General features: G+C 46.9%; 16 protein-coding genes. 3 read left to right on the forward strand and 13 right to left on the reverse strand.

Features of this window, described 5'->3' with window-relative positions; genetic code table 11:
- Positions 1–4: 4 nt before the first annotated feature.
- From metK to OCV81_RS07160, 8 genes are all read right to left on the reverse strand, one after another.
- Positions 5–1,300, reverse strand: coding sequence for a methionine adenosyltransferase (metK, locus tag OCV81_RS07125; protein WP_148329429.1), 1,296 nt, complete (start codon positions 1,298–1,300; stop codon positions 5–7).
- A 237-nt stretch (positions 1,301–1,537) separates the two neighbouring features.
- Positions 1,538–1,996 (reverse strand): 2-amino-4-hydroxy-6-hydroxymethyldihydropteridine diphosphokinase, encoded by a 459-nt coding sequence (folK, locus tag OCV81_RS07130; protein WP_148329430.1) that lies wholly within the window; start codon positions 1,994–1,996, stop codon positions 1,538–1,540.
- Positions 1,997–2,007: 11 nt separating this feature from the next.
- Positions 2,008–3,063 (reverse strand): tRNA preQ1(34) S-adenosylmethionine ribosyltransferase-isomerase QueA, encoded by a 1,056-nt coding sequence (queA, locus tag OCV81_RS07135; RefSeq protein WP_148329431.1) that lies wholly within the window; start codon positions 3,061–3,063, stop codon positions 2,008–2,010.
- A 17-nt stretch (positions 3,064–3,080) separates the two neighbouring features.
- Positions 3,081–3,785, reverse strand: a complete 705-nt coding sequence (gene truB / locus OCV81_RS07140) for a tRNA pseudouridine(55) synthase TruB (protein ID WP_148329432.1) — start codon at positions 3,783–3,785, stop codon at positions 3,081–3,083.
- Positions 3,785–4,642, reverse strand: coding sequence for an undecaprenyl-diphosphate phosphatase (locus OCV81_RS07145; protein WP_148329433.1), 858 nt, complete (start codon positions 4,640–4,642; stop codon positions 3,785–3,787). Before OCV81_RS07145 ends, truB begins: the two co-directional genes overlap by 1 nt.
- Positions 4,642–4,899, reverse strand: a complete 258-nt coding sequence (locus OCV81_RS07150) for a DUF3098 domain-containing protein (protein ID WP_262640248.1) — start codon at positions 4,897–4,899, stop codon at positions 4,642–4,644. The genes OCV81_RS07145 and OCV81_RS07150 overlap by 1 nt, the downstream gene beginning before the upstream one ends.
- Before the next feature lie 28 nt (positions 4,900–4,927).
- Positions 4,928–5,797, reverse strand: coding sequence for a cell division protein FtsX (locus tag OCV81_RS07155; RefSeq protein WP_148329435.1), 870 nt, complete (start codon positions 5,795–5,797; stop codon positions 4,928–4,930).
- Between the two features lie 6 nt (positions 5,798–5,803).
- Positions 5,804–6,700, reverse strand: coding sequence for a class I SAM-dependent methyltransferase (locus OCV81_RS07160; protein ID WP_148329436.1), 897 nt, complete (start codon positions 6,698–6,700; stop codon positions 5,804–5,806).
- Positions 6,701–6,840: 140 nt separating this feature from the next.
- On the opposite strand from OCV81_RS07160, the gene OCV81_RS07165 reads away from it, so the two are divergent.
- A complete protein-coding gene (locus tag OCV81_RS07165) occupies positions 6,841–7,041 on the forward strand; it encodes a PspC domain-containing protein (protein ID WP_148329437.1) in 201 nt (66 codons plus the stop codon).
- Positions 7,042–7,127: 86 nt separating this feature from the next.
- On the opposite strand, the gene miaB is transcribed toward OCV81_RS07165, so the two are convergent.
- A complete protein-coding gene (miaB, locus tag OCV81_RS07170; protein ID WP_022353761.1) occupies positions 7,128–8,501 on the reverse strand; it encodes a tRNA (N6-isopentenyl adenosine(37)-C2)-methylthiotransferase MiaB in 1,374 nt (457 codons plus the stop codon).
- A 121-nt stretch (positions 8,502–8,622) separates the two neighbouring features.
- Here miaB and OCV81_RS07175 point away from each other — a divergent pair, with 121 nt between their 5' ends.
- Together OCV81_RS07175 and OCV81_RS07180 are read left to right on the forward strand one after the other, a co-directional pair.
- Positions 8,623–8,979 carry a hypothetical protein gene (locus OCV81_RS07175; RefSeq protein WP_148329438.1) on the forward strand — a complete coding sequence of 119 codons (357 nt, stop codon included), beginning with the start codon at positions 8,623–8,625 and terminating at the stop codon, positions 8,977–8,979.
- A 49-nt stretch (positions 8,980–9,028) separates the two neighbouring features.
- On the forward strand, positions 9,029–10,525 hold the full coding sequence (locus OCV81_RS07180; RefSeq protein ID WP_148329439.1) for an acetyl-CoA hydrolase/transferase family protein: 1,497 nt from the start codon (positions 9,029–9,031) through the stop codon (positions 10,523–10,525).
- Positions 10,526–10,598: 73 nt separating this feature from the next.
- Here the strand turns inward: OCV81_RS07180 and OCV81_RS07185 are convergent, their stop codons facing one another.
- The 4 genes from OCV81_RS07185 to OCV81_RS07200 all read right to left on the reverse strand — a co-directional run bounded on the left by OCV81_RS07185 (position 10,599) and on the right by OCV81_RS07200 (position 16,538).
- Entirely contained in the window at positions 10,599–12,245 is a 1,647-nt protein-coding gene (locus OCV81_RS07185; RefSeq protein WP_148329440.1) for an ABC transporter ATP-binding protein, read from the reverse strand.
- Between the two features lie 354 nt (positions 12,246–12,599).
- Positions 12,600–13,676, reverse strand: coding sequence for a fimbrillin family protein (locus tag OCV81_RS07190; RefSeq protein ID WP_148329441.1), 1,077 nt, complete (start codon positions 13,674–13,676; stop codon positions 12,600–12,602).
- A gap of 36 nt (positions 13,677–13,712) precedes the next feature.
- A complete protein-coding gene (locus OCV81_RS07195; protein WP_204432623.1) occupies positions 13,713–13,877 on the reverse strand; it encodes a hypothetical protein in 165 nt (54 codons plus the stop codon).
- Between the two features lie 222 nt (positions 13,878–14,099).
- On the reverse strand, positions 14,100–16,538 hold the full coding sequence (locus OCV81_RS07200) for a glycoside hydrolase family 2 TIM barrel-domain containing protein (protein ID WP_148329442.1): 2,439 nt from the start codon (positions 16,536–16,538) through the stop codon (positions 14,100–14,102).
- Positions 16,539–16,626 lie beyond the last annotated feature (88 nt).

Genomic DNA, 16,626 nt, shown 5'->3' on the forward strand with positions numbered 1-16,626 from the left:
CGGATTATTTCAGTCCGAAAGCTTCTTTCACTTTGTCTACATAATCCAGCTTCTCCCAAGTGAAGAGTTCCACTTCTACGTCCTTATTACCTTCGTAAACCGATTCGAAATGTTTGGTAACGATTTGCGGTTCACGGCCCATGTGTCCGTAAGCAGCAGTTTCGCTATAAATCGGGTTGCGCAGCTTTAAGCGTTCTTCGATGGCACGCGGACGCATGTCGAAGATTTCATCCACTTTCTTAGCGATTTCTCCGTCGGTCAGAGCTACATTGCTACGTCCGTAAGTATTTACGTAGATATTGATCGGACGTGCTACTCCGATGGCGTATGAAACCTGTACCAATACTTCGTCTGCTACTCCGGCAGCTACCAGGTTCTTGGCAATGTGGCGTGCAGCGTATGCAGCACTACGGTCTACCTTGCTGGGGTCTTTTCCTGAGAAAGCACCTCCTCCGTGAGCTCCGGCACCACCGTAAGTATCTACAATAATCTTACGGCCAGTCAGTCCAGTATCACCGTGAGGACCACCAATCACGAACTTACCGGTCGGGTTCACATGGTATTTGATTTTATCGTTGAACAAGGCCAGTACTTTCGGGTTGTGGATTTCAGCAATGACACGCGGCATCAGGATTTCGATGACATCCTTGCGGATTTGGGCCAGCATTTCCTCGTCGGCTTTCAGCTGTGCTTCCTTGGAATCGTTTTCCGGCTGGATGAATTCGTCGTGCTGGGTAGATACCACGATGGTATCGATACGTACCGGACGGCGGTCGTCATCGTATTCAATGGTTACCTGGCTCTTTGAATCCGGACGGAGGTAAGTCATGACCTTTCCTTCGCGGCGGATTTCGGCCAGTACCATCAGCAGTTTGTGTGCCAGGTCGAGCGACAGCGGCATGTAGTTTTCTGTTTCGTTGGTTGCATAGCCAAACATCATACCCTGGTCACCGGCTCCCTGGTTCATCGGGTCTTCGCGTTCCACGCCGCGGTTGATGTCAGGGCTTTGTTCGTGGATGGCAGAGAATACACCACAAGAGTTACCTTCGAACATGTATTCGCTCTTGGTATAGCCTATTTTGTTAATCACTTCGCGTGCCACGCGTTGCAAATCGATATACGCTTTGGTTTTCACTTCTCCTGCCAACACCACCTGTCCGGTAGTTACCAGCGTTTCGCAAGCTACTTTTGAACTGGGGTCGTAAGCCAACAGTTTGTCAAGCACAGCGTCCGAAATTTGATCGGCCACTTTGTCGGGGTGTCCTTCAGACACCGATTCGGATGTGAATAAGTATCCCATTGTTTTGGTAAATTAAATAAGTTGTTAATGGTTTGGTTTATCCGTGTACGGACAGAGTAGAGAAGTAATCTTCAAGGAAATCTAACTACGTGTTTTAGCATTTTTTTCCGTGGTTGCAAGCTACTCAAATCTTTCCACTTTTTTAATCGCTTGCAAAGATAGGGAGATAAATTGGAATAATTACAATTTCAGTATGTTTTTAACATAGCTTTAATGAGAGGGGGCTTTAAACCTTTCTCAAGCTTTGTAAAGGGTAGACAAGGCTTTTTTCTGTATAGGATGCATCACATTCTCCGCAATCTCTACCAACGGTTTCATCACAAAGTCTCTTTCTGTCATCAAAGGATGGGGGATGGTGAGTTCAGGAGTTTGCAGCACGAAGTCATCGTACAGCAGGATGTCGATGTCAATCAGCCGGTCGCTATAGACACCGTTGACGGATTTTTTCGTTCTTCCCAACTCTTTTTCGATTTCCTGGGTGGCGTGCAGCAGTTCCAAAGGAGCGAGTTGGGTTTCCAGGCAAATGGCTGCGTTGAGGAAGCTATTTGAAGATTCGAATCCCCAGGGAGCGGTTTCATAAAAAGAGGATAGGGAAACGAGTTTCCCTATCCTTTCTTGCAGTTTATAGATGGCGGTACGTAAATTTGCTTCTTTATCGCCCAAATTCGTGCCGAGTCCCAGATAAACTTTTGCCATAGTCAGCCCGTTTATTTATCCAGAATCAGCATGGCATCGCCGTAGGTACCGAAACGGTAGTCTTCTTTCAAAGCCACGTTGTAGGCCTCCATAATCAGTTCGTAACCTCCGTAGGCGCACACCAGCATCAGCATGGTAGAAAGCGGCATGTGGAAGTTGCTCACCATGGCATTGGCTACCGAGAAGTCATAGGGCGGGAAGATGAACTTGTTGGTCCAGCCTTCGTATTCTTTCAGGTGTCCATCCGTGCCTACAGCGGTTTCGATGGTACGCATGACCGTGGTTCCCACAGCACAAACCTTGTTGCCTCTGTCTTTCGCTTCGTTTACGATACGGCAGGCGTCTGCGTTGACAAACATCTGTTCGGAATCCATTTTATGCTTGGTCAGGTCTTCCACGTCGATGTCGCGGAAGTTACCCAGTCCGGCATGCATGGTGATGAACGCAAAGTCGATTCCCTTGATTTCCATGCGTTTCATCAGCTCCCGGCTGAAGTGCAGTCCGGCAGCCGGTACAGTCACGGCTCCTTCGTTTTTGGCGTAGATGGTCTGGAAACGTTCTTCATCTTCCGGTTCGGCCGGACGATGGATGAAAGGAGGCAATGGGGGTTCTCCCAAGGCATAAAGCGCTTTCTTGAATTCATCGTGAGGACCGTCGTACAAGAAACGGAGGGTACGTCCGCGTGAAGTGGTGTTGTCAATCACCTCGGCTACCATGGAATCATCGTCACCGAAATACAGCTTGTTGCCGATGCGGATTTTACGGGCCGGGTCTACCAGCACGTCCCAAAGGCGCAGTTCTTCATTCAGTTCGCGGAGCAGGAATACCTCGATGCGGGCTCCCGTCTTCTCTTTGTTTCCATACAAACGGGCGGGAAAGACTTTGGTATCATTAAAGATAAACACATCCTTGTCGTCGAAATAGTTCAGTATATCCTTGAAAATGACATGCTCAATTTCTCCGGTGGATTTGTGAACTACCATCAAGCGGGATTCATCTCTGTATTTGGCCGGGTAAAGTGCGATTTTGTCTTCCGGCAACTTGAATTTGAATTGTGACAGTTTCATCTTCTTCCTTTCTTTCCTTAATCGTTTATAACTTCTATTTCTTGCTGGTCAAGCCAAGTCTCAAAATCTTCCACTTTCATGCAGTCTTCCAGTCTCACGTTCCCCACTCGCGTGCGGACCAGTCCTGTGAGATGTGCGCCGCTGTGCAAGGCTTCCCCGATGTCTCTGGCCAGTGCCCGGATATAGGTTCCTTTGCTGCACACTACCCGTATCTTAATTTCCGGCAGGTTGTATTCCAGCAATTCGATTTCATCGATGACCAGTATCTTGGGCTTCAGTTCCACCTCGTCCCCGTTGCGGGCCATTTCGTAGGCGCGCTTCCCGTCTACCTTGCAGGCCGAGAAGGCAGGGGGAACCTGTTCGATGGTGCCTATGAATTTTTTCAATACATCTTCCACCATTTCCCGAGTGATGTGTTCGGTGGGATAAGTGGCGTCAATCTCCTTTTCCAGGTCGAACGACGGGGTGGTGGCTCCTAATTGGAGGGTGGCGATGTATTCCTTCGTGTGATATTGAAACTCCTCGATACGCTTGGTGGCTTTTCCGGTACAGATGATCATCACCCCGGTGGCCAGCGGATCGAGTGTGCCGGCATGTCCTACTTTTATTTTCTTTACTCCTAATTTGCGGCTGATGTGGTATCTTATCTTATTCACCACGGCAAAAGAGGTCCATCGCAGTGGCTTGTCAAAATATAATACTTCTCCTTCTTTGAAATTCATTAAGCCAATTCTAAATTATATCCTAAAAAAGACATGATTAGTATGATGCTTCCTACAATGATACGGTACCAGCCAAAAGCTACAAATCCATATTTTGTCACAAAGCTGATGAAAAATTTGATAGCCAGCAATGCTACGATGAAGGCTACGACATTACCCACAATTAAAGTTGTCAGATTCGTCGATATGATTTCTGTTCCTCCATCCATGAATAATTTGGCCATTTTATACACTGTAGCTGCAAACATGGTGGGCACAGCCAGAAAAAAAGAGAATTCTGCTGCTTTCTTTCGGGTAAGTTTTTGTGCCATACCTCCTACAATTGTCGCCATGGAGCGTGATACTCCCGGTATCATAGAAATACATTGGAATAATCCTATAAAAAAGGCTCTTTTTTCTGTCAAAACAGTTTTTTCGCTTCCGTTGCCGAAAATTTTGTCACAGAATAGCATAAATATACCTCCTGCTATTAACATGACAGCTACTACAGTTACGCTTTCCAGCATCGCATCTATCATGTCACTGAAGAGAAGTCCCAAAACAGCGGCAGGAATAAAAGCAACTAATAACTTCCAGTAAAAATCATATTTGTGAAGGAAACGCTTCACTGGAGTACAATTTTCTGGCATGGGCGTATGATTGAGACGGAAAAAGTTTTTCCAGTATAAACATACCACCGACAAGATTGCACCAAACTGGATAATAAATGTAAAAGCCTTGACAAAATCCGTACTTTCTACCCCTAAAATGTGTTGGGTAATAATCATGTGTCCTGTAGATGATACCGGAAGAAATTCGGTAAGTCCTTCTACAATAGCAATTACAATTGTCTGAAATAAGTTTAAATCTCCTTCCATTATAATTTTTCCTCTTCTTTTGTAGTTATTTCTTTATCTTTAGGTTTTCTCAGAATGCCATAAATCATGAAAATAAATCCCAAAAAGCAAACAACGGGAGCTACTTTGATGCGGCGTACACTGAAAATATCTGGTTCAAAAGCTGTTTCAGTGGAGCCTGGTCCGCTCATTAACAGGAATCCGATGATAATGACTATCATACCTATGGCAAGCAGTATGAAGTTTGTTTTATCAAAAGCAAAACTTTTTTTGTCCATAATGAATTTTGTCTATTTAGTTTGAACATTAAAGGCGATATAAATCTCCGGCTTTCATCTTCAAATATTTGTTGATGGAGATGTAGGCACATAAGGTGGCGATGAGGATACCCGAGATAAAAACAGCACCCATTACGCAAAGCATAACTTCCGGAGTAATAAGTTCCAGTAGCCCCGGCTCATAATTGACGAGCATGTAGGACATACTGATAAGCAGGGCATTGGCCATAGCCGCCGCAAGAATGCCTATCCATACATTTCTGACAATGAACGGTCGCCGGATGAATGACCAGCTTGCACCTACCAGTTTCATGGTGTGAATCAGAAAACGTTTGGAGTAAATGGTCAGTCGTATGGTATTGTTGATCAATGCAAATGAAATAAGGGTGAGCAAAGCAGCCAGCCCTAACAGGAACATGCTGATCTTACGTATGTTCTGGTTGATGGTGTCAATCAGGTCCTGCGGATAATTTACTTCAATGACTTTTTTATTATCCAGCAGTTTTTCCTGAATCCAGCTCAGACTGTCAGAATTGGCATATGCTGCATTGAGCTTGATTTCGATGGAAGCCGTAAACGGATTATAGCCTAAGAATTCAGCCGGATCTGTTCCCATGGCTTCTGTCTGTTCCTTCAGGGCCTGTGCTTTCGATATGTAGGTGGCCTGCTTCACAAAAGGTTCTTCTTCCAGCTGTTTTTGGAAGCGGATGGCTTCTGCTTCTTTCATGTCGTCGTTGAGGAGAACGGAAAAGTTGATATTCTCACGTACGTATACAGAAAGATTATTGGCGGTCATAACAAAAAAGACCACTATACCCAACAACAGCAGTACCAGCATCGTACTGATGCAGGAGGTAATGAATTGCATATCGAAAAGACTGCCCGACTTCTGACTCATAATTTCTTATTTTTTTCTGAATACATAAATCATGGAACTGCTTCGGTCTTTCTTAGCCAGTGAAACAATCCATGCTTCCGTTCCGGCAATCAGGCCTTTTATGAACGGGAAAGCACTTTTCCGGTACTTCTCGCTCAGCATAGATACGTAGAAAGCATCAAAAGGCATCGGATGTCGTTCGCAAAGGATGAAATTGTGCTTGGCACCGAATTGCTGCATGGCTGAAGGAGTGAAATGCCACAAATGACGAGGTACATCGTAGGCGGCCCACATTTCTTTGTACTTTTCTGCATCAAAGGAAGTAGGATTAGGTACAGCTATCACCAGAATGCCCCGGTCTTTCAGGATGCGGTTCAAGGTTTCCCATGTTTCGTTCAGATGCTCCAGATGTTCCATGACATGCCACAAAGTGATGACATCGAAAGAGTTGTCGGCATAGCTGTCCAGTATATCCGGTGAATCTACATCGAGGGAAAAATGTTCTTTGGCGAACTGACGGGCCTGAAGGCTTTTTTCGATGGCCGACACGCGCCATCCTTTTTCCTGCATGAAATGAGGAAAATACCCCGTTCCCGTACCGATATCCAGCAGGTAACCTCTGCTGAGACCTGAATGATGTTTAATCAGGCGGGCTTTACGGGAAAGCATAAAATGACGCACCCAATGATATACACGGTTCATCAATCCTTTGTGTGTATCACTGTGTGAAATGTAATCCGGTGTTTCATAATAACGCCCGATTTCTGCTTCTACGGGAGCAGCCTGAGTGAACTGGAAGCCACAATGCTGGCAACGGCAGATGGCAAAAGACTCACCGGAAGCATAGTGGTCCGTGCATGTCATTACCTCTTCAAAATGGCTTTCTCCACAGAGTGGACATTTATCTATCTTTAGTGTATTCACTTCATTCCCTAATTTGCTGCAAAATAACAAATAAAAACCCTATAGAGCGATTTTCTTTAAAAGTTTTTAAGAGTATTGGCCGGCTTTACGTATGTTTTTTTGTATCTTAGCCCCAGTTTATGGATACTTGAAAAATGAATATGGAGAAGAAAAGATTGACGCGGTCAAATAATCGTATGATAGGTGGGGTTTGTGCCGGGATAGCCGACTATTTTAACTGGGATATTACACTGGTGCGGATAGTTTACGTGCTAGCTACTTTTTTTACAGTTTTTTCCGGGGGAATTGTCTACCTGATTCTCTGGCTTATCATGCCGGAAGCAGGGAGGGAAAATGACTGAGATGAAAAAACTCACGCATACAAAAGGATGGAATCATTCACATTTGTATACGTGAGTTTTTTGTTTTGAGGAGTTTCCTCTGAATATTATTCAGTAACTTCTGTACCTTTCAGGGTTGCAGAACTGGATTCTGTGATTTTTACCTTTACAAAATCACCAATCCGGTGGCTACCGCGGTCGAATACCACTACTTTATTCTGTTCTGTGCGGCCGAACAACTGTTCTTTGGAGCGTTTGGACACACCTTCCACCAACACTTCGAAGGTTTTGCCCACGTCTTTTGCATTGCTTTCGGCCGAAAGCTGGTTTTGCAGTTCGATGAGTTCGTTCAGACGGCGGATTTTGATTTCTTCCGGCACGTCGTCGGGAAGATGCTTGGATGCGTAGGTGCCCGGACGTTCGGAATACTTGAACATGAAGGCCGAATCGTAGGCACATTCCCGCATCAGCGAGAGGGACATTTGATGGTCTTCCTCCGTTTCGGAATGGAAGCCGGAGAAGATGTCGGTGCTGAGTCCGCAGTCGGGGATGATGCGACGGATGGCAGCCACTCTTTCCAGGTACCATTCGCGGGTATATTTACGGTTCATCAGTTTCAGGATGCGTGAACTTCCACTCTGTACGGGCAAGTGGATGTGCTTGCACACGTTGGGTACTTCCGCAATGACATGTAAGGTCTCGTCGCTCATGTCTTTCGGATGGGAAGTAGTGAAGCGTACGCGCATGTCGGGTACGGCCTCGGCCACGGTACGGAGCAGCATGGGGAAGGTCACCGTTTCTCCGTCTTTCTCAAAACGGTAGGAGTTGACGTTCTGTCCCAGCAGGGTGACTTCCTTGTAGCCTTTCCGCTGCAGGTCGCGCACCTCGTTCAGGATGCTTTCCACGTCGCGGCTGCGTTCACGTCCGCGGGTGTAAGGCACGATGCAGTAGTGGCAGAAGTTGTTGCATCCGCGCATGATAGACACAAAGCCTGAGATGTGGTTGCCGCAGATACGCGAAGGAATGACGTCGCGGTAGGTCTCGGTGGTAGAAAGTTCCACGTTGATGGCCTTTTCTCCGGCTTCCACGGCTCCGATGAGGTCGGGCAGTGTCAGATAGGCATCGGGTCCGGCTACCAGGTCGACGTGATGCTTTTCAATCAATTCGTTCTTTACTCGTTCGGCCATGCATCCCAGTACACCCACAATCAGGTGTTTCCGTTTCTTGCGCAGGGAGTGGAAAAATTCCAGTCGGTTCAGGATTTTCTGTTCTGCATTGTCGCGGATGGAGCAGGTGTTCATAAACACGGCATCCGCCTCTTCCAGGTTGTCACACGGGGTGTAGCCGGCCATTTGCATGATAGAGGCAATCACCTCACTGTCTGCCACATTCATCTGGCATCCATAGGTTTCGATAAACAGTTTCTTGCTTTCGTTTTCAGTTGCAGATTTAAAGTCTGCTCCTGTGGTTTCTTTTGTCATACGTTTTTGGAAATTAAAAATTTGCTTGCAAAGATATCTGTTTCTTGGTTAACTTCCATGAAAAGGGTAGGATATATAGATTTTATTCGTATCTTTGAAGAAAACCTTAACACTTGTATTTATGGATGTGCTTCAGATTCTTATCTTTCTGGGATTTATATGCTTGGGATTTTATCAGACAATGCGGAAGAAGCAACCGAAGTCGGCTCGCCGCAAAGTGGTGAGAAAATTCGTTCCGGCAGATTTTTTTCCGATGGAAGAAGCAATTCCCGAAGAAGTGAGAATGGCTCCCCCGCCTGAAACTCGGAAAAAGAAGCGCTCTGTAAAGCAAGAAAAACAACCGGAGAAAGAACAAAAACAGGTTTCTTTGCAGACCGAGAAGCCGGAAGAAGACCGTTCGGAATATGCTTTCCGTACGCCTTCGGATGCGCGGCGGGCTTTTATTTATTCTGAAATCTTCTGCCGGAAATACGACTGAGAGACAAACTTTTATACTTAAATACTATAACATAAAAACACTTGATACTATGAGCTTTAACTTTATTACGGCAGCCGAGGCTGCCAGCTACATCAAGGATGGGGATATTGTCGGATTGAGCGGCTTTACCCCTGCAGGAAGTCCGAAAGCGGTGACCGCAGAGTTGGCAAAAATAGCAGAGGAAAAACACGCGAGGGGTGAAGCCTTTCAAATCGGTGTGATTACGGGAGCGTCTACAGGAGATTCCTGCGACGGGGCACTGACCCGGGCACACGCCATCAAGTTCCGTGCTCCTTATACCACAAACACAGATTTCCGTAAGGCGGTGAACAACGGTGAAATCAATTATACGGACATTCATTTGTCGCAGGTGGCACAGCGCCTGCGTTCTGGTTTCTTGGGGCATGTCAATGTGGCCATTATCGAAGCTTGTGAAATTACGGAAGACGGACGCATTTACCTGACTGCCGGTGTGGGCATTTCACCGACCATAGCCCGGCTGGCCGACAAAGTGATTGTGGAACTGAATGCAGCTCATAGCAAGCGTTTGATTGGCATGCACGATTTGTATGAGATGGAACGTCCTCCTTATCGCCGGCCGATTCCGATTGTGCGTCCGAGCGACCGGATTGGTCTTCCGTATATTCAGGTAGATCCTTCCAAAGTTGTGGGTATTGTGGAAACGAATATGCCGGATGAGGCTCGTGGCTTCCATGAATCCGATCCCGTAACAGACAAGATAGGACAGAACGTAGCGGAGTTTTTGGCATCCGACATGCGCAAAGGCATTATTCCCTCCACTTTTCTTCCGTTGCAGTCAGGAGTAGGGAATATCGCTAATGCAGTGTTGAGTGCCTTGGGAAAAGACTCCAGCATTCCCCCGTTTGAGATGTATACGGAAGTGATACAGAATGCCGTAATCAAGCTCATTAAGGAGGGCCGTATCAAGTTTGGCAGCACTTGTTCGCTGAGCGTAACCAACGACTGTCTGCAGGATATTTACGATAACATGGACTTTTTCCGTCACAAGCTGGTGTTGCGTCCTTCGGAAATTTCCAATTGTCCGGAAGTCATTCGGCGTATTGGAGTCATTTCCATGAATACAGCCATTGAGGCGGACATTTATGGCAATGTGAACTCTACTCATATCTGCGGTACCAAGATGATGAACGGCATCGGTGGTTCCGGCGACTTCACGCGTAGTGCCTACATCTCTATCTTCTCTTGTCCGTCGACGGCCAAGGGAGGCTGCATCAGCTCTATCGTACCGATGGTATCGCATCTTGACCACAGTGAACATTCGGTGAATGTGATTATTACCGAGCAGGGTATTGCCGACTTGCGTGGAAAGAGCCCGATGGAGCGTGCGGAGGCAGTGATTGAAAACTGTGCACATCCGGACTACAAGCAGCTGCTTTGGGATTATCTGAAAATCTCCACGAAAGGGCAGACTTGCCATAGTCTTTCTGCGGCATTGGGCATGCATCAGGTGTTCCTTGATAAAGGAGATATGCGCTTGACCGACTGGGCTGATTTTCAAAAATAACAAACGTATCCCATAAATAATCACGAGCGGGGGATGAGAACTTTCTGAGAAGGTTTTCATCCCCTGACTTGTTTCAGGAGTGCATGCCGATGCGTATTTTTCGGGTACATTCGTTCATCAGGTTGGCGTCGTGAGTCACGAACAGGATGATTTTGTCTTTTCCTCTTTCCAGCAAATGTCCGATTAATTCTTTTGCCGTGTGACTGTCCAGTGCCGATGTGATTTCATCGAAAACCCAGATGCTTCCAGGGAGGAGTAGGGCCCGGGCAATGGCCAGACGCTGTGCCTGTCCTTCAGATAACCCATAGCCGGATTCTCCGATGAGGGTATCCATGCCTTCGGGAAGTTCTTTGACAAAGTAGGCGCATGCTGCGTCGATGACCTCTTTCAGCATTTCCTCGGTGGCTTTCGGATTGGCCAGCAACAGGTTTTCCCGGATGGTTCCGCTGAACAGGCTGTTTCCTTGCGGAACGTATACGAAATTTTTTTGTGAAATGTCTTTCAGTGGGAAGGTCCGCCCTTCTTCTTCTACGTACATATCTCCTTCATCTGGTTCCAGAATTCCCATAACCAGACGGAGAAAAGTGGTTTTTCCGGCTCCTGTAGGACCGATGATGGCTACGGGTTCTCCAGCTTGGATGTCGAGCGACATTCCATTGAAAAGTTCGGTCTTTTCATATTTGAAGAACAAATTCCGGCATCCCAGTCGCGTGGGGGTATACAGCATGCGGCTGGAACGGTTCTTTTCCATATCTCCCTGGTCGAGTTCCATGAGTCGTTCAATGGACGCTTGTACCTTGATGAGCCCGGGTACGAAGGAAATCAATTGTAGGACAGGTCCCTGCACTCGTCCTACCAGCTGAATGAAAGCCGTCATGGAGCCGAATGAAATCAGGTTCTTTGAAAGCGAGTGAATGCCCCACAGGAAAGCCGTGAGATATCCGCCTCCGAAGACAAGTTGCAGCATGGACTTGGAGTAAGTTCCGAATTTCAGTTGCTCCATTCCCAGCTGATAACGTTTTTCCTGCTGTTCATTGAGTTTGGAAACCCGGACGGAAATGGCTCCGATGGAGCGTATTAGAATACGGGAGGCCATATTTTCCTGCATGACAGACAATAGCTTGCTGTCGGTTTCTTTCCACGCTTTGCTCAAAGCTCTCATTTTCTTATAATACAATTTGGAAAACAAAAGCAACGGGGTAGAGACCAACAGAATCCAGGCCAGTTGGGCATCCAGTGCACACAGGAATAAGAAAGAAGCAATCAGTTTGACTGTTGTGACCGCAATGGAGGGCAGCGTATATACCAGCAGTTGTATTACGTCGTTGCAGTCGGATATCATGCGGTTGATGATGTCTCCAGTGTGCCATTGCCCCGCACTGCTCCAGGAATTTCTCATCAGATGGTCCGACAGCTGAGTTTGCAGTTTCATTTGCATTCTCAGTTTCACTTTTTCCGTAATCCACGGATTTGACAGACTGGAAATGATGGAACCTAAGATACAGCCTACCATTAAGCCAGCGTTCAGCCATAAAGAACCGGAGTCGCTTCCGGTAGCAATATCAATGGCTTTTTTGGAAAAATAAATGGAGCACAAGGAGAACCCCATTCCCATTAAATCGATTAAGGCAGAGCAGACGATTGATTTGCGGAAAGGGCGGACCAGGGTGCTGGTCCATGCAAGGCATTCCCGTATGTGTTGGCTAAAGATAAACTTCATTCGTATATGGTTGTTTGGTACAAAGATAACCCAATCACTTTAAAACTGCAATAAAATAAGTTCTGTTGCAGGGACTTTGCTGTAAATGGATGGGAATGAAACGGATATTGGGTTTCTGACTGATGTTTTTTTCTTTTCTTCGAGGTAATTTCTCTGTTTCACAGTGTGGGATATAAAAACCACACTGTGAAATACATAAACCGCAGTGTGAAATATAAATACCACACTGTGGAATAGAGAAGTTGAAAGGGCTTTTGCCTTTATGTGACGAAGTGTATGGGAAAAAGCTTTGTCGTAAATATAAAAAAATCTGTCAGGAGGCTTTCCTGACAGATAATGGGAAATAGTAATAGATCAATCTATGGGAATCAGAATATCTTCACCTTCTTCCCAATTACCAATTACAACCGGAATGACCACCAGTGTACCGTCGGGCTGTATTCTCAAGTTGAAACGGTAGTAGGTGCCGGCTTTTAATGCATTGATGCTGTTTCCCGGAATGGCCAATGCCTCTGTCGCTTTTCCGTTCACGTTCAGTTCAAGCAAGACATTCTGACTTGCTGAGAAAGAAGTGGGAAGTGCGGACAAATAGGCAGTGAAAGCTTCGTCCGGGTCGGAGGTGAATCCATTTTCCCCTAACTTCAGCATGGTATAGGATGAACGAGTAGATGCTCTTGAGGCAGCAGTGTTCGGACTTCTTGTGCTACTTCCTTCGAACCTAAGGTAAACGCCCTCCGAATAGAAAGGAGTTCCGTTGTCGGTTTTCATGGTTACGGAATGCACTGTCACTTTCCGTCCGCTGTCGTTGATGATATTGAAGACCAGCAAGCTGCTCAGGTGCTTGAAGCGTAAGCCGGTCAGTTCATTCAAGTTTTCTTCACTTTGCACGACACTGGTATACATCGGGCGGTATTTGTTTAAGTGAAGTGAACTGTTCTTTTCCGTCTGGCATAGAGGGGAATTGCCGTTTCCGGTAGGAATGGTGAAACGGATTTGCTTGTCACTTGTATAGTAGGTGGCATTGTGGATACCGAAATAAGTCTTGGTATCGACTGCAGGACCGATGTATTCGAACAGTGCCGATGAAATTCCTCCTTCCTCTGTTTGGAACGTACATTGTGTCAGGTCGTCAATGGAGTTGCCGGTCCAGATGGTTACTTCGTCTCCGGCATCCCAGCGCAGCAAGTTTGTTCCTCCGTTGGTAGAACCTTCCACCACAGAAGCTCTGCTTTGCGTCTGAGTGGTGCCCGTACGGAAAGTGAGATGTACAGTTTGAGGGACATCGGGTTGAGTCGTTTCTGTATTTTCTCCTTGTTCGGGAGTTTCCTGTGTGGGACGATTGGTTTCGGATAATTCTTCTTTGCTGCATCCGGGCAAAAGAATATGCCCACCTGCAAGCAGCAGCATTCCCCAGAATAGTTTTTTTCTCATTTTAATTGCAATGCTTATGTATAAAACTAATACCTGTTAAAAACGTGATTCGCGTGAAGAAAAGCTTCGTCCCCATGAGCCTCCATCTGCGTCTCCTTCTCCTATGATAGGATTGCTTCCCGACAAAATAGCACCTTCTAATTCAATTTGGATAATCTCCGCGTGGGGAGGTACGTAGCTTTCTTTCTGATTTGTTTCCATTGTTATCTTTATTACCTTAAATTGTTTCAGTTGTTTTACTTTGTTGCACATTTTGTTTACAATTGTAATAACGCTTATGTGGGATAAATGTTTTCATATTTATCCGAATTTGAATTTTTTAAGAACTTGAATGACGTTAATATTTTGATAAACAGCGAAATAAAAAAAGGCAGGATTACACTCATACTGTATCCTGCCTATGATTAGGGGTATTGGTTGATTTTATTTGATTGAAATTTGTATTTTTCCTGCCTGGAGTCCTTTGGCGGTAGCTTCAAGTTCAAGTATACCGTTTTTTTCTCCTGCCTGTACAATGGCAGTCAGCATCCCATTAAAGGCATGCATTTGAGGCAGGTGGAACAAGTCTAGACAGGTCGGGTCGCCATTGGCAGAGGCCTTGTAGCTTCCGGCACCTTTTACTTTGAATTTCACCAGGCGCATGTCGGTGGGGCAGAGGTTTCCGTCTTTGTCTACAATGCGTACGGTTACGTAGGCCAGGTCTTTTCCGTCGGCTTTCAGCGATTTCTGTGCAGGAACCAGTTCGATGTGATGAGGTTTTCCGGCCGTGCGGATTGTTTTTTCCGCTTGGGCGGTACCTGCTTCATCGTATGCCACAACTTTCACTTCTCCTAGTTCGTAAATGGCATGCGGCCACATCAGGCGGTAGCGGTTTTCCACTGTTTGGCGGTTCTTGGTCTGTTTCCCGTAACTTTTCCCGTTGATGAAAAGTTCGGCTGTCGGATAGTTGGTATAGACGAATACGGGCACTTCCTTACCTTCCCGTCCTTCCCAGTTCCAGTGCGGCAGAATGTGCAGGGTTTCTGCCTGCTTGTTCCATACACTGCGGTACAGGTAATAACGGTCTTTCGGAATAGAAGCCAGGTCGATGATACCGAACATGGAACTGTGGTTGGGCCATGCGTCCGTGTCGTACGGACTGGGTTCACCCAGGTAGTCGAAACCGGTCCATACAAACTGTCCCAAGGTCCATTCATGGTCGTCTGCCAGGGCGAAGTCGATGTCGGGAATGTTGGACCACGAGCAGTATTCCAAGTCGTAGGAAGACGACTGATGGTCTTCATATTTGGCGTCTGCTTTCCGTTCGGCAGGGAATTTATACACACCGCGGGAGCTGACGGTCGAAGAAGTCTCTGAGCCTAACACCAAGTTTTGTGGCAGCCGCTGATAGGCTTCTTCGTAGCGGTGTGCCCGGTAGTTGAATCCCGGAATGTCGAGCATGGCGGCAAATCCGTTGTCCAATACACAATCTACCTGGTCCATACCGCAGGTAACCGGGCGGGTGGGGTCTTCGCGGTGACAGATGTCTTGCAGGAATTTGGCCACCTTATAGCCTTCGGCGCTGCATTGGGTGGGTACCTCGTTTCCGATGCTCCACATCACCACACAAGGGTGGTTGCGATATTGTTGCAGCATGTTCACCATGTCTTTTTCCGCCCATTCGTGGAAGTAGCGGTGGTATCCGTTGTCGCATTTGGCGATGTCCCATTCGTCGAACGGCTCAATCATCATCATGAAACCCATTTCGTCGCAGAGGCTGACCAGTTCGGGAGCCGGCATGTTGTGGGCCGTACGGATGGCGTCGCATCCCATGTCTTTCAATAGGGTAAGCTGGTGGCGTAAGGCCGAAACATTGATGGCGGCTCCCAGCGGGCCTAAATCGTGGTGGTTGCATACGCCCTGGAACTTGCGGTGTTTTCCGTTCAGGAAGAATCCCTTGTCGGCCATGAACTCGATGGAGCGGATACCGAAGCGGGTGGTATAGGTATCAGTAAGTTGCCCGTCAACATAGATTTTGGAGACAGCCTGATAGAGTACGGGGGTTTCCGGTGACCATAACTGAGGATTTTCCACGATAAAGTTCTGTGTGAAAGGTTGGCCATGGTTGATGCGTCCTTCGTTCTTTTTGCTGGTCACTTTCTGTCCGTCGGGAGAAAGAATCTCCGTTTCTACGGTAATTTTTTCTTTTTCCACATTTTTCAATGTAGTGCGGAGACAGACGGATGCATAGTCTGTAGCCACGTGAGGAGTGGTGATTTGAGTACCCCATACAGGTACGTGTACCTTCTCTGTGGTAACCAAGTGGACGTTCCGGTAGAGTCCGGCTCCCGGATACCAGCGGGAAGATTGGGGACGGTTCTCCAGACGTACCGCCAGTACGTTGTCTTTTCCGTCCTTATGCAGGAATTCAGTCACATCGCAGTGGAAAGAATTGTAACCGAACGGCCAGAAACAGGCCTCTTGTCCGTTGACATATACATGGGCCTCACTCATGGCACCGTCGAAAATCAGGGTTGTTTTTTTGTTGGGGTCTGCATCAAACCGCGTGCGGTACCAGCCTACTCCCACGTAAGGCAGTCCGCCGGTACGTCCGGTCTTCACTGAAGCTTGCTTTTCGAGATTCTGCGTAATGGCGACGTTCTGCAAGTCATTGTTCCGGTCGAAGGGTCCATAGATAGCCCAGTCGTGAGGGATGCGGACCGATTCCCATTGCGCATCATTGAATGCAGGCGAGGCGGCTCCGGAGGCTTCTCCTTTATGGAATTTCCAGTCGGTTTCCAGAAGTTGTTCGTGACGTTGTGCGCTGAGGCTGCATACGCTACAGAGCAAGACAGCGAGCAGGAAGAGATAACGGATGTGCATAGAATTTTAGTATTAGGTTTTCATTTATCAAGCAAAGATAAACTTTTCGTTCGAAACTATCCTTATTTATTCCTGAACTCTTACTATA

The organism is Phocaeicola fibrisolvens, from assembly GCF_025567125.1.
Lineage (GTDB): Bacteria > Bacteroidota > Bacteroidia > Bacteroidales > Bacteroidaceae > Phocaeicola > Phocaeicola fibrisolvens.

Bases quoted from the DNA above. Each gene is read 5' to 3' on its own strand.
- metK (WP_148329429.1), bottom strand. From the start codon at position 1,300: ATGGGATACTTATTCACATCCGAATCGGTGTCTGAAGGACACCCCGAC.
- folK (WP_148329430.1), bottom strand. From the start codon at position 1,996: ATGGCAAAAGTTTATCTGGGACTCGGCACGAATTTGGGCGATAAAGAA.
- queA (WP_148329431.1), bottom strand. From the start codon at position 3,063: ATGAAACTGTCACAATTCAAATTCAAGTTGCCGGAAGACAAAATCGCA.
- truB (WP_148329432.1), bottom strand. From the start codon at position 3,785: ATGAATTTCAAAGAAGGAGAAGTATTATATTTTGACAAGCCACTGCGA.
- OCV81_RS07145 (WP_148329433.1), bottom strand. From the start codon at position 4,642: ATGGAAGGAGATTTAAACTTATTTCAGACAATTGTAATTGCTATTGTA.
- OCV81_RS07150 (WP_262640248.1), bottom strand. From the start codon at position 4,899: ATGGACAAAAAAAGTTTTGCTTTTGATAAAACAAACTTCATACTGCTT.
- OCV81_RS07155 (WP_148329435.1), bottom strand. From the start codon at position 5,797: ATGAGTCAGAAGTCGGGCAGTCTTTTCGATATGCAATTCATTACCTCC.
- OCV81_RS07165 (WP_148329437.1), top strand. From the start codon at position 6,841: ATGGAGAAGAAAAGATTGACGCGGTCAAATAATCGTATGATAGGTGGG.
- miaB (WP_022353761.1), bottom strand. From the start codon at position 8,501: ATGACAAAAGAAACCACAGGAGCAGACTTTAAATCTGCAACTGAAAAC.
- OCV81_RS07175 (WP_148329438.1), top strand. From the start codon at position 8,623: ATGGATGTGCTTCAGATTCTTATCTTTCTGGGATTTATATGCTTGGGA.
- OCV81_RS07180 (WP_148329439.1), top strand. From the start codon at position 9,029: ATGAGCTTTAACTTTATTACGGCAGCCGAGGCTGCCAGCTACATCAAG.
- OCV81_RS07185 (WP_148329440.1), bottom strand. From the start codon at position 12,245: ATGAAGTTTATCTTTAGCCAACACATACGGGAATGCCTTGCATGGACC.
- OCV81_RS07190 (WP_148329441.1), bottom strand. From the start codon at position 13,676: ATGAGAAAAAAACTATTCTGGGGAATGCTGCTGCTTGCAGGTGGGCAT.
- OCV81_RS07195 (WP_204432623.1), bottom strand. From the start codon at position 13,877: ATGGAAACAAATCAGAAAGAAAGCTACGTACCTCCCCACGCGGAGATT.
- OCV81_RS07200 (WP_148329442.1), bottom strand. From the start codon at position 16,538: ATGCACATCCGTTATCTCTTCCTGCTCGCTGTCTTGCTCTGTAGCGTA.